This is a genomic window from Proteus sp. PR00224 (assembly GCF_016238105.1).
Taxonomy (GTDB): Bacteria; Pseudomonadota; Gammaproteobacteria; order Enterobacterales; family Enterobacteriaceae; genus Proteus.
In genome coordinates this window covers 1-12,604 of the sequence record NZ_JAEHQU010000006.1, presented here as the reverse complement: position 1 = coordinate 12,604, position 12,604 = coordinate 1, and the positions used below count along the sequence as shown (strand labels likewise).

The following is a 12,604-nucleotide window of genomic DNA, read 5'->3' as shown; positions in this document are numbered from 1 at the left end:
TTTTCGCTTTTTGACGCTCTGACGGAGGGCATAATGGACGAGTTCAAACCTGATAATGAAACCAAGGGTGATAATTCACTCAAACCTGATACTTCGGATAGACCTGAACGTCGAACCAACCGACCTCGTAACAATCCATTAAAAAACGCACGATTCTCTGTATCCCGTCAACAGATGATGATTGGTGCAGGTGTTTTAGTCCTTATTCTGCTAATTATCGCAATAAGTTCAGCATTAAAATCACCAGAAACAACTGAACCTGCACCTTCGACCAATACGGAAAGAAATATCGACCTATCTCAACAACCGTCATCCGTTACGCCTTCAGAAAATGGTCAGCCATCGACACCTCAATCTATTTCTGGGCAAGAGATACAGCCTGCAACACCACCTTCACAAAATTTACCTCCAATGATTGATTCGCAAGGTCAACGTGTTGAGATCCCTGGAGATATCGTTGATTCTTTAAATCAACAACAAGCAGGTATTAATCAAGCCACTAATCAGCAGCAATTAAATGCGCAACAGCCACAACCCGTGCAGCCTGTCACGCAACCACCTGCAACTAAACCAGTGCAACCCGTACAAAAACCGGCTGAAGTAAAAACACCACCGACAAAACCAGTAACACCACCAGCAACAACGCAACCTAAACCTGCAACGACTAAACCTGTTGTTTCAGGCTCATTATCAGCAAGTAATTTAAGCACTATCCCTGCTACTAACTATACTTTGCAATTAAGTGGTGCAAGTCGCCAAGATACCTTAGAGGCTTTCGCTAAAAAGAACCTCAATGGAAACTACACTATTTACAAAACGCAGCGTAATGGTAATCCATGGTATGTACTCATCTATGGAAATTATCGTAATATAAGTGAAGCCAAGCAGGCTGTTTCTTCTTTACCTGCGCCAGTACAAGCCAAACAACCTTGGGTTAGACCGATGAAACATGTTCATCAGGATCTAAAAAAATAATTAAGACGAAGTTCACCGCTGATATGCTGTCTGAAACAGAGTACAATCGGCGACTCTGAAACGATTGAGAAATTTGGACGGCATGAAAAAAAAACGCGCATTCCTAAAATGGGCTGGTGGTAAATATCCTTTGGTAGATGACATTAAACGTCATCTGCCTGAGGGTAATTGTTTAATTGAACCTTTTATGGGTGCCGGTTCTGTTTTTTTAAATACAGAATACGATTCATATATTCTTGCCGATATAAATAGTGATCTAATTCATCTCTATAATACGGTAAAGCAACATCCTGAAAAATTTATGAAGGATGCTCGCTTATTATTTACCCCTCAAATGAATATCGCAGAAGAGTTTTATCAACTACGACAAGAATTTAATCGTTCAACGGACGCTTATCAGCGTAGTGTGTTATTTCTCTATCTTAACCGTCATTGCTACAATGGGCTGTGTCGTTATAATTCAAAAGGTGAATACAATGTCCCTTTTGGTCGTTATAAAAAACCTTATTTTCCTGAAGCAGAGCTAATTTGGTTTTCTGAAAAAGCACAAAAAGCCGAATTTGTTTGCCAAAGCTATTCATCAACGATGACAAATGCAAAAAAAGGCGCCGTTGTTTATTGCGATCCTCCTTATGCACCGTTATCACCGACTGCAAATTTTACGTCATACCATACAAATAGCTTTAGTTTTCAAGAGCAGGAACACCTGGCTCAACTTGCCTCAATGCTGGCTTACGAGAGACAGATACCCGTGTTAATATCAAATCATGAGACTGCGTTAACAAAAGAGTGGTATGTAGACGCAAAAGAGCTACACAGTGTGAAAGTCAGAAGAACAATCAGTAGCAACACACTTGGTCGTAGCAAAGTGAACGAATTACTTGCCTTATATAAATAATCGTTAACACCTCCCGACAATGGGAGTGTTGTCTGGAGAATGCGATGAAAGATTTTCTGATTGCCCCTTCTATTTTATCCGCTGATTTTGCTCGCCTTGGCGAAGACACTGAAAAAGTGCTCGCAGCTGGCGCAGATGTTGTCCACTTTGATGTTATGGATAACCACTATGTACCGAACCTAACGTTTGGTGCGCCAATTTGTAAGGCTCTGCGCAACTACGGTATTACAGCGCCCATTGATGTTCACCTAATGGTTAAACCCGTTGATCGCATCATTCCTGATTTTGCAGAAGCTGGCGCAACATATATCTCATTTCACGCTGAAGCCAGTGACCACGTTGACCGTACAATTCAACTAATAAAAGATTGTGGTTGTAAAGCAGGCTTAGTGCTTAACCCAGCAACCCCATTAAATTATCTTGATTATGTAATGGATAAATTAGATCTTATTCTGCTGATGTCTGTTAACCCAGGCTTTGGTGGTCAATCATTTATTCCTAACACCCTCGATAAATTACGCCAAGTTCGTAAAATGATCGATGATGGTGGTTATGACATTCGTTTAGAAATTGATGGTGGTGTTAAAGTCGATAATATCGCTGAAATTGCCCAAGCAGGTGCAGATATGTTCGTTGCTGGCTCAGCTATTTTCAATCAACCAGATTATAAGCATGTTATTGACAATATGCGTCGTGAATTAGAAAAGGTATCGTAATGATAGACAAAAAACTCAAAGGCATTCGTGCTATCGCCTTTGATCTTGATGGCACACTCACTGACAGCGCTGTTGGACTAACAGAAGCAACAGATTACGCATTAACATCAAAAGGTTTTGCACCTGCTGGTAAACATAATGTCACAATTTGGGTGGGTAATGGCGTTGATATGCTACTTACGCGCGCTTTACATAACGCTGGCGTAGAAGATGTCACAGAAACCTTATTAAAAGAGATGCGTGACCTTTTTGATGAACATTATGCAACATCGGTCAAAACAGGCAGTGATTTATTCCCACACGTCAAAGAAACGCTTGAAGTATTAGCTTCACATAACATTCCATTAGGTATCGTTACCAATAAGCCTTCACCTTTTATTGCACCACTATTACAGCAACTGAAAATTGATAAATATTTTTCCTTAGTACTAGGGGGAGATGATGTCAAAGAAAAAAAACCACATCCAGCACCATTATATTTAACAATGGGTACATTTGGTGTTAAAAAGGAAGAACTCCTTTTTGTTGGGGATTCTCGCAACGATATTATTGCAGCACAAGCGGCCGAGTGCCCTTGCGTAGGTTTAACCTATGGCTATAACTATGGCGTCTCTATTGCAGACAGCAAACCTGATTATACACTCGATAATTTTGCTGACTTGCTATCAATCCTCGACATCACGCAATGACAACTGTGGAACAGAATTAAGATGACGACTTCAGTAGAAAAAACGGCACAAAAGCCAATTGTATTCAGTGGTGCACAACCTTCTGGTGAACTCACTATTGGTAACTACATGGGTGCATTACGTCAATGGGTACAAATGCAAGATGACTATGATTGCATTTACTGTATCGTTGACCAACACGCCATTACAGTTCGTCAAGATCCAAAAGAACTTAGAAAAAGAACCTTAGATACGCTGGCTCTTTATCTTGCTTGCGGTATTGATCCAGAAAAAAGCACTATTTTTGTTCAGTCACATGTTCCACAACATGCACAATTAAGCTGGGCACTTAACTGCTATACCTATTTTGGTGAATTGAGCCGAATGACTCAATTTAAAGATAAATCAGCGCGTCACTCTGAAAATATCAATGCAGGGTTATTCGATTATCCTGTATTAATGGCGGCAGATATTCTGATTTATCAAACAAATCAAGTCCCTGTTGGTATCGACCAAAAACAACATCTTGAATTAAGCCGTGATATTGCTCAGCGCTTTAACGCTATTTATGGCGATATCTTCACCGTACCCGATCCTTTTATTCCAAAAGGCGGTGCTCGTGTTATGGCTCTGCAAGATCCGACCAAGAAAATGTCCAAGTCTGATGATAACCGTAATAACGTTATCGCATTGCTTGAAGATCCAAAAGCAGCAGCCAAGAAAATTAAACGCGCAATGACAGATTCTGAAGAACCACCTCGTGTTATTTACGATCTTGAAAATAAAGCAGGTGTGTCTAACTTACTCGATATCTTAGCGGGTGTTACAGGTAAAACTATTCCTGAATTAGAAGCTGAATTTGAAGGTCAAATGTACGGTCATCTAAAAGGTGCTGTCGCTGATGCGGTATCTGAAATGCTAACCAACATTCAAGAACGTTTTAACACATTCCGTAATGATGAAGCATTGCTTAATAAAATCATGAAAGAAGGTGCTGATAAAGCCAAAACTCGTGCTCAAGCAACCTTAGACAAGGTTTATGATGCGATTGGGTTTATCGCACATCCGTAATTTTTCGTTAATACATAAAAAAACACCCCAAAGTTGGTGTCCAACTTTTGGGGTGCAGTTCATGTTTAGGGAGGTGTTTTAATACCATTAATTATCAATTAGATAACTATTTATCTCTTAAACAGCCGTCTATCAAAGCTTTCAATAGTTTGATTTTGCAGTCTTAGCTGCATGGTTTTACTCCAACTCGCTGATAATCCTGCCGCACTTAATAAACGATGATAAAGCTCTTCATCAAAAGGCATATGAAAAGCAATAGAAATAGCTTCTTTAACAGAGACATCACTGTTTCTTGAAACCAACACAAGAGGATGATGACTGCCTGTTTCTCCTGCACTCACAACACGATATAACCAACCACAATAACCACTATCTTGCATAATTTGCGAAAAGTTACTGACTTCTGTCACTGTGTTAAGTTTGTAGCAAGGAGAGCGAGGTTGAGTCACTTGAATTAATGCAGTTCCCCATTGATAAATATCCCCAATAAAAACATTCTCTTCCGTCATGCCTGTTGTTGAGATATTTTCACCAAATGCGGGAGCATGAAAAAAATCCATCAATTGAGGGAATTGCTCAGCCCAATAAAGATAATGTTCGTTAGGATAGTGACAAAGGGCGCGATCAGAACCACCGTGAAAACACTTTTCTGCTTGCTCATCACCTTCTAATCCTAGTGATGTCAATTTGATAGTGCCATCCACCAGCCTTTTGGTGATCGCACTGGTAAATCCATTAGATGTTGTTGTGATATTACCGATAAAAACACTAGGAAAATAACGCATAGCTCACTACCTAAACAGAAAAGAATAACTCATAGTAAAGATAGTGTTCAAAAGAAACAATGCCGACAAATGTCGGCATTGAAAATATAAAAAAGAAAGGATGTTATCTACTCAATTATGCTTTGCTCTGAAAACGTTTTTGCGCTTCGTCCCAGTTAACGACGGACCAGAACGCTTTAATATAATCAGGGCGGCGATTTTGATATTTCAAGTAGTAAGCATGTTCCCACACATCTAACCCTACAATTGGGTAACCTGATGCGCCAGCTAACTCTTCACCCATTAATGGGCTATCTTGGTTTGCAGTAGAAACTACCGCAAGTTTGCCATCGTCTTTTAATACCAGCCAAGCCCAACCTGAACCAAAACGGCTCGCAGCCGCTTTTTCAAATAACTCTTTAAAGGCATCAACGCTACCAAAATCGCACTCAATCGCATCTTTTAGTGAACCTTGTAATTGAGTACCTAGCTTCAAACCTTTCCAGAATAATGAGTGGTTAGAGTGACCACCAGCGTTATTACGTAAAAAAGTACGTTGATCAGCAGGCACTTTATGAAGATTTTTAACTAATTCATCAATCTCCAAGCCAGCAAGCTCAGGTAATTTTTCTAATGCTGTATTGGTATTATTCACATAAGTTTGATGATGCTTAGTATGGTGAATTTCCATTGTACGCTCATCAAAGTGAGGCTCTAATGCATCATAAGCATAAGGCAGTGCAGGTAATGTATAGCTCATATTAATCTCCAGTGCTGTTTTATCTTGGATCACATCATGTGATTTATCTTTTCATTTCATTATAGTGAAAAAAACGTTAATGAAAATCATTATCATATCCATATTATTTTTGTGGTTTTTTTATCCAGCACGGTTAAATTAATTTTCACAGTATATTATTTTAATTTAAAAGCATTCTATTAAACGATGATCCTATTAAACAAGAAAATAGTAGATAAATAATGCCCTGCTAGCTTTAGCACTAATTGAACATTCCATGAAAAGCATTTCCATTAATTCGTGATCTTCTGCGCAAAAAAGAAACAATCTTTATTTACCCTCTTTTGTTAACGACTTTTTGACATAGTATTAACAATAGTGAGGAGAACTATTATGACAAAAATAAACCAACATCATATTCCTGCAAGCATTGCAGAACACGCCCTGATCAATAAAGAGCAATACCAAAAAGATTATGAATTATCCATTAAAAACCCTGAGGCCTTTTGGGCAGATAAAGGGAAAATCATTGACTGGATAAAACCATATACTGTGGTAAAGAATACTTCTTTTGACCCAGGCCATGTACGCATTCGCTGGTTTGAAGATGGTCAGCTAAATATCAGTCAAAACTGTCTTGATCGCCACCTTAAAACACGAGGTGATCAAACCGCCATTATTTGGGAAGGCGACTCACCTAATGAGTCGAAAAAAATCACTTACAGACAACTCCACCAAGATGTTTGCCAATTCGCTAATGTATTAAAAAATTTAGGTATTAAAAAAGGCGATGTTGTGGCGATTTATATGCCGATGGTGCCAGAAGCGGCAGTCGCTATGCTCGCTTGTACTCGTATTGGTGCTATCCATTCTGTTATTTTTGGTGGTTTCTCTCCTGAAGCTGTCGCAGGTAGGATCATTGACTCAAAAGCTAAATTAGTAATTACAGCTGATGAAGGATTACGTGCAGGTCGCGCTATTCCTTTAAAGAAAAATGTTGATGATGCTTTAAATCACGCTGATATCCCCCCTATTAATCATGTAGTAGTATTTCGTCGAACAGGACATACCGAACAATGGATTGAAGGACGCGATGTTTGGTGGGATGAAATCACCCAAGGTGTCAGCTCTGAGTGTGATGTTGAAGTAATGGATGCAGAAGATCCTCTCTTTATTCTGTATACATCAGGTTCAACAGGCAAACCCAAAGGTGTACTGCACACAACGGGAGGTTATCTCGTTTATGCTTCAATGACCTTCAAATACACCTTTGATTATCATGAAGGTGATATTTATTGGTGTACTGCTGACGTGGGTTGGGTAACAGGACATAGCTACTTACTGTATGGCCCTCTGTCAAATGGTGCGACTACTGTTATGTTTGAAGGTGTCCCTAATTACCCATCTGTTAACCGCATGGCTCAAATTGTTGATAAACACCAAATCAATATCTTATATACAGCACCGACTGCAATCCGTGCATTAATGGCTGAAGGCGATAAAGCGATTGAAGGTACTCAACGCACCTCTCTGCGCATTCTAGGCTCCGTAGGTGAACCCATTAATCCAGAAGCATGGGAATGGTTCTATCAGAAAATGGGACGTAGCCAATGTCCTATCGTTGATACATGGTGGCAAACAGAAACTGGTGGTTTCATGATAACACCATTACCGGGTGCAATGGATCTAAAACCAGGCTCAGCAACACGCCCTTTCTTCGGTATTCAGCCTGCAATTGTCGATAATATGGGCGAAGTACAGCAAGGGGCTTGCGAAGGAAACTTAGTGATTACTGATTCTTGGCCGGGTCAAGCAAGAACTCTTTTTGGTGATCACGATCGTTTTGAGCAAACTTATTTTTCAACCTTTAAAGGGATGTATTTCTCTGGTGACGGCGCTCGCCGAGATGAGGATGGTGACTATTGGATAACAGGGCGTGTTGATGATGTCTTGAATATTTCAGGTCATCGTTTAGGAACAGCAGAGATTGAATCCGCTCTTGTTGCACATCCTAAGATTGCAGAAGCCGCAGTAGTTGGTATTCCTCATAATATTAAAGGACAAGCTATTTATGCTTATGTCACTTTAAATCACGGTGAAGAGCCAACTCCTGAACTTTATACAGAAGTTCGCAACTGGGTACGTAAAGAAATTGGGCCAATAGCCACACCAGATATCCTACATTGGACAGATTCCTTACCTAAAACACGATCAGGGAAAATTATGCGCCGTATCTTGCGTAAAATTGCCTCTGGAGACACAACTAACCTCGGGGATACCTCAACACTCGCTGATCCGGGTGTTGTAGAGAAACTGTTAGAAGAAAAACAGTCTCTATCACTCACTGCTTAATACACAACAAATAACTGTCATTCAAAAAACGTAATACGACAAAGCAAAGGCATGAAAATGCCTTTGCAGGGCTCTCTTACCTGAAAATCATGGAATGCGGGGGATTTAAGCCTCTAAATCAAGTGATAAACCAAACAATTATATAGAGGAGAACTCTGATGAATTCCAATATTTATCAAGAGATAGAAAACAACCCTCGCTTTAAAGAACTGGTTAATAAACGTAGTCGTTTTTCATGGACACTTTCAATTATTACGCTCGTTATGTACGTCTCATTTATCTTACTTATTGCGTTCTATCCACAATGGTTAGGTACACCATTATATGAGGGCAGCTACATTACACGAGGTATTCCTATTGGTATGGGTTTAATCATCGCCTCATTTTTATTAACGGGCGTTTACGTTATTAAAGCCAATACAGAGTTCGACAAACTTACCGCTGAAATTATTGAAGAGGTAGAAAAATGAGAAAGTTACTTTATGCAATAAGCTTATTTTTCCTCTCCTCAACGGTTGCTTACGCTGCCGCAATAACTGAAGGAGGTGAGAAACAACCTATGAATATTCAGGCCATCATCATGTTCCTAATATTTGTAGGATTAACACTTTACATCACTTATTGGGCTTCTAAACGTACCCGCTCTCGTGCTGATTACTATACTGCCGGAGGGAAAATTACTGGCTTCCAAAACGGAATGGCAATCGCCGGTGATTTTATGTCTGCCGCATCCTTTTTAGGGATCTCCGCACTGGTTTATACCTCGGGTTATGATGGACTTATTTATTCAATTGGATTTCTGATTGGTTGGCCTATCATTCTTTTTATCATTGCTGAACGCTTACGTAATTTAGGACGCTATACCTTTGCTGATGTTGTCTCCTATCGCTTAAGCCCTAAACCAGTGAGAACACTCTCCGCTATTGGATCACTGGTTGTTGTCGCTCTTTATCTGATTGCACAAATGGTTGGTGCCGGTAAATTAATCGAACTCCTTTTCGGCTTAAACTACCATATTGCCGTTGTGCTCGTCGGTATTCTAATGGTGCTATATGTTTTATTTGGAGGCATGTTAGCCACCACTTGGGTTCAAATCATTAAAGCTATTTTATTACTTGCAGGTGCAAGTTTTATGGCTGTTATGGTGATGAAAGCTGTCGATTTTAATTTCAATACCTTATTTAAAGAAGCCGTTAGTGTTCACTCAAAAGGGTTCTCTATCATGAGTCCTGGTGGATTGGTTTCTGATCCTATATCTGCTCTCTCTTTAGGTCTTGCACTAATGTTTGGTACGGCGGGACTTCCTCATATCATCATGCGCTTCTTTACTGTTAGCGATGCAAAAGAAGCCCGTAAGAGTGTTTTCTATGCAACAGGTTTTATCGGTTATTTCTATATTCTTACTTTTATCATTGGTTTCGGCGCTATCTTACTCGTTAGCCCTAATCCTATGTTCAAAGATGCCGCTGGCGCTTTGATTGGTGGAACCAATATGGCGGCTGTTCACTTGGCGGATGCCGTTGGCGGTAACTTCTTCTTAGGCTTCATTTCAGCCGTTGCCTTCGCTACTATTTTAGCCGTTGTTGCAGGACTAACTTTAGCGGGCGCATCTGCGGTATCACATGATCTCTACGCGAATGTAATTAAAAATGGTCACGCAGATGAAAGACAAGAGCTAAAAGTATCCAAAATTACTGTGGTTATCTTAGGTATCGTCGCTATCGGTTTAGGTATTTTATTTGAAAAACAAAATATTGCCTTTATGGTGGGGCTAGCTTTCTCAATTGCAGCAAGCTGTAACTTCCCAATCATATTGTTATCAATGTATTGGAAAGGGCTGACAACACGAGGTGCAGTCGCAGGAGGATGGTCTGGTTTATTAGTTGCTGTCACGTTGATGATCTTAGGGCCAACAATTTGGGTAAGTATTTTAGGTCATGAAAAACCCATCTATCCTTATGAATATCCAGCATTATTCTCAATAATCATTGCTTTTGTTGTCTCATGGCTTTTCTCTGTTACTGATAAATCATCTTTAGGTGAGCAAGAAAAAGCAAAATTCCAAGCACAGTTTATTCGTTCTCAAATTGGCTTAGGTATTGAACAAGGTAAACAGCACTAACAGTCTGAAATAATGTTATCTTTCTAAATAAAAATAACCCCAAAGTGAATTTCAACTTTGGGGTTATTCATTTTCAATGATTTTTATCCATTATCATAAAAATCTTGATCCTATTTCTATTATTTACTTATTTAGAATACTTTTAAGCTTTAACTACATATCTATACGATTATTTAAATAACTTATTATTAGTTATTCTACTGTTATAAAAATAAAAACAAATTAAATTGAAATCAATTAATTACAAATAAAAAGAAACATAACTTATTTTCTACAAGGCTTATTAATAAAGCCAAATAGCTCAAAATAGTGAGGAAGAAACATAGTAATATCAATTTCAGACACACTTCAGCCAAACAAGGCTTGTATTGTCAAAAAGTAAATGGTTAACTTTTTATTCTGTATAAAAAGAGGTGGTAGTTTTTAAATAGATTATGTCTCAATTAACTCATTACGCACTTTTATTTTTCTTATCTATGGCACCTGCAATATTGGGTGGTTCAACACTGCATATAGAACAAATCTATATTGTTCTTATTGGTTGGCTACTTATACTGATATGTAGTGGCATTTATCGTTCTGTTTTTGGAAAAATAATAACCTTTATTACTAGTGCGCTATGGTCTTTAAACCTGTCTATTTCTCTATTTTTCTATCGTGAACACGATATTGCTTTTTCATCATCCATTGCTGAAACTTTTATTAATACCAATGGCAGCGAAACTGTCGGTATGCTCTCTTATAATAAGTATTATGTCTTATTTTACCTATGTGCTTTTGCCATTTACTATTTTTTCATCCATAAAGCAGCTCAAGTATCTGATCTAAAAACGACAAAAAAAAGTGTGACTGCTTTTGTTATATTAATAGCCATCATTCCAATTTATAAAATCTTAGCATTGAAAAACGATGACAACAGTAAATTACTTGCAGAATATACCCTTCTGAACACACCTTTTTATAATGCAGCAGCACTTGTCCGAACCTTCCATGAAAATCGCCAAATTAGAAGAATTGCCTCTCAAAAAGTTGAGTTTCAATATAATAAACATAATGATAATACAGAAATTTATATCCTTATTCTTGGAGAGTCCGTTCGCAGAGATCATCTAGGAATTTATGGCTATCAGTACGATACAACACCTAATCTAATGAAAGAAAAGAGTAATCTTATCCTATTCAATCAAGTTTATTCTCCTGCACCAGTAACTATTCTTTCTGTACCAATTTCACTCTCAAATATAGGATTGGAACAGTTACAAGATAAAAGTCATTACGCTGATAATATTGTTTCTCTTGCCAATCATGCTGGGTTTAAAACATATTGGTTAAGTAATCAAGGTGAAGGTAATCAGAAAACTAGTGTTATTTCTGTCATTGCTAATATGGCTCAAAATAAAAAGTGGAATGAATTTATCGGTTATGATGAAGAGTTGCTTCCTTATTTAGACAGAGCTCTCAATGAGCCATCTGAAGAGAAAAAACTAATCATCTTACATACATATGGTAGCCATGAGCCAGCCTGTAATCGATTTCCAAGTCAGTATTTAAAGAAATTCACGCAAGAAGATGATGATAACTGCTATGACAGCTCTATCGCTTATACAGATAAATTAATTAATAACATCATCGAGAGAGTCAAAGATAAACCAGCTTCTATTCTCTACTTTGCAGATCACGCTTTACAGCGTCTCGATAAAAATAGAGAGGTTCGTTATCATCATGGTGTAAATACGCCACGAAAAGAAGCTTATGATATCCCTTTGTTTATTTGGTATAGCCCATCATCTATTAAACCTACTATCAATAATGATGCATTGAATAAGCCTTATTCAACAGTAAATAACTATTGGCTACTAAGTAGTTGGCTTGGAATAGAACATAACTCCCCTCAACAGTGTCACTCACCATTAAATGAGTGCTATCAGCCTAAATCACCAATCACTGTTATTGATGGTAATAAAAATATCTTAAACTATGATTTACTGCGTTCAGAAGAGCAGGAGCCTCAATAACATTCTCATTAAAAGATATCTAAATAAAAATAGACTCAGTAATAAAGAGTGTATTTTTACATTTACACCATCTGCTTTTAATAAGATCCATCAGAGATAACAAGAAATAAAAGATCAGAACACTAGGCATTAAATTAATGTGATATTAGATGCTTGATACGGGGATCATTTTACTAATGAGTTGCCATAAATAGTGTTTAACGGCATGAAGATTGGCTATTTTATTGAGGAATGTAACCATAGTTTCTAATTAACGACTAACATATAAACTGTGATCTTTTTAA

General features: G+C 38.2%; 11 protein-coding genes. 9 read left to right on the top strand and 2 right to left on the bottom strand.

The features are described 5' to 3' along the window. Positions 1-33: 33 nt before the first annotated feature. From JEP71_RS11375 to trpS, 5 genes are all read left to right on the top strand, one after another. Positions 34-975: an SPOR domain-containing protein gene (locus JEP71_RS11375; protein WP_109374160.1), complete on the top strand. Its 942-nt coding sequence runs from the start codon at positions 34-36 to the stop codon at positions 973-975. A gap of 82 nt (positions 976-1,057) precedes the next feature. Continuing rightward, positions 1,058-1,873, top strand: coding sequence for an adenine-specific DNA-methyltransferase (dam, locus tag JEP71_RS11370; RefSeq protein ID WP_160230824.1), 816 nt, complete (start codon positions 1,058-1,060; stop codon positions 1,871-1,873). Positions 1,874-1,917: 44 nt separating this feature from the next. Continuing rightward, complete coding sequence (rpe, locus tag JEP71_RS11365) at positions 1,918-2,589, top strand: ribulose-phosphate 3-epimerase (protein ID WP_109374158.1); 672 nt, start codon at positions 1,918-1,920, stop codon at positions 2,587-2,589. Further along, the gene (locus JEP71_RS11360) at positions 2,589-3,278 is read left to right on the top strand and encodes a phosphoglycolate phosphatase (protein ID WP_198620164.1); all 690 of its coding nucleotides are present in this window, start codon (positions 2,589-2,591) and stop codon (positions 3,276-3,278) included. The genes rpe and JEP71_RS11360 overlap by 1 nt, the downstream gene beginning before the upstream one ends. A gap of 21 nt (positions 3,279-3,299) precedes the next feature. Beyond that, positions 3,300-4,328: a tryptophan--tRNA ligase gene (trpS, locus tag JEP71_RS11355; RefSeq protein WP_196533871.1), complete on the top strand. Its 1,029-nt coding sequence runs from the start codon at positions 3,300-3,302 to the stop codon at positions 4,326-4,328. Positions 4,329-4,438: 110 nt separating this feature from the next. On the opposite strand, the gene yiiM is transcribed toward trpS, so the two are convergent. After that, positions 4,439-5,113: a 6-hydroxyaminopurine reductase gene (gene yiiM, locus JEP71_RS11350; protein ID WP_198626253.1), complete on the bottom strand. Its 675-nt coding sequence runs from the start codon at positions 5,111-5,113 to the stop codon at positions 4,439-4,441. Positions 5,114-5,228: 115 nt separating this feature from the next. After that, positions 5,229-5,852 (bottom strand): superoxide dismutase [Mn], encoded by a 624-nt coding sequence (sodA, locus tag JEP71_RS11345; protein WP_198626252.1) that lies wholly within the window; start codon positions 5,850-5,852, stop codon positions 5,229-5,231. A 372-nt stretch (positions 5,853-6,224) separates the two neighbouring features. Here sodA and acs point away from each other — a divergent pair, with 372 nt between their 5' ends. The 4 genes from acs (at position 6,225) to JEP71_RS11325 (ending at position 12,320) form a co-directional block, all read left to right on the top strand. Beyond that, on the top strand, positions 6,225-8,183 hold the full coding sequence (gene acs / locus JEP71_RS11340) for an acetate--CoA ligase (protein ID WP_198626251.1): 1,959 nt from the start codon (positions 6,225-6,227) through the stop codon (positions 8,181-8,183). A 158-nt stretch (positions 8,184-8,341) separates the two neighbouring features. Continuing rightward, positions 8,342-8,653 (top strand): DUF485 domain-containing protein, encoded by a 312-nt coding sequence (locus JEP71_RS11335; RefSeq protein ID WP_196533867.1) that lies wholly within the window; start codon positions 8,342-8,344, stop codon positions 8,651-8,653. Further along, entirely contained in the window at positions 8,650-10,305 is a 1,656-nt protein-coding gene (locus tag JEP71_RS11330; RefSeq protein WP_196533866.1) for a cation acetate symporter, read from the top strand. Before JEP71_RS11335 ends, JEP71_RS11330 begins: the two co-directional genes overlap by 4 nt. 434 nt (positions 10,306-10,739) lie before the next feature. Next, complete coding sequence (locus JEP71_RS11325; RefSeq protein WP_198626250.1) at positions 10,740-12,320, top strand: phosphoethanolamine transferase; 1,581 nt, start codon at positions 10,740-10,742, stop codon at positions 12,318-12,320. The last annotated feature ends 284 nt before the right edge of the window (positions 12,321-12,604 follow it).

Excerpts from the sequence above, each read along its gene's own strand:
- JEP71_RS11375 (WP_109374160.1), top strand. The coding sequence starts at position 34 with ATGGACGAGTTCAAACCTGATAATGAAACCAAGGGTGATAATTCACTC.
- dam (WP_160230824.1), top strand. The coding sequence starts at position 1,058 with ATGAAAAAAAAACGCGCATTCCTAAAATGGGCTGGTGGTAAATATCCT.
- rpe (WP_109374158.1), top strand. The coding sequence starts at position 1,918 with ATGAAAGATTTTCTGATTGCCCCTTCTATTTTATCCGCTGATTTTGCT.
- JEP71_RS11360 (WP_198620164.1), top strand. The coding sequence starts at position 2,589 with ATGATAGACAAAAAACTCAAAGGCATTCGTGCTATCGCCTTTGATCTT.
- trpS (WP_196533871.1), top strand. The coding sequence starts at position 3,300 with ATGACGACTTCAGTAGAAAAAACGGCACAAAAGCCAATTGTATTCAGT.
- yiiM (WP_198626253.1), bottom strand. The coding sequence starts at position 5,113 with ATGCGTTATTTTCCTAGTGTTTTTATCGGTAATATCACAACAACATCT.
- sodA (WP_198626252.1), bottom strand. The coding sequence starts at position 5,852 with ATGAGCTATACATTACCTGCACTGCCTTATGCTTATGATGCATTAGAG.
- acs (WP_198626251.1), top strand. The coding sequence starts at position 6,225 with ATGACAAAAATAAACCAACATCATATTCCTGCAAGCATTGCAGAACAC.
- JEP71_RS11335 (WP_196533867.1), top strand. The coding sequence starts at position 8,342 with ATGAATTCCAATATTTATCAAGAGATAGAAAACAACCCTCGCTTTAAA.
- JEP71_RS11330 (WP_196533866.1), top strand. The coding sequence starts at position 8,650 with ATGAGAAAGTTACTTTATGCAATAAGCTTATTTTTCCTCTCCTCAACG.
- JEP71_RS11325 (WP_198626250.1), top strand. The coding sequence starts at position 10,740 with ATGTCTCAATTAACTCATTACGCACTTTTATTTTTCTTATCTATGGCA.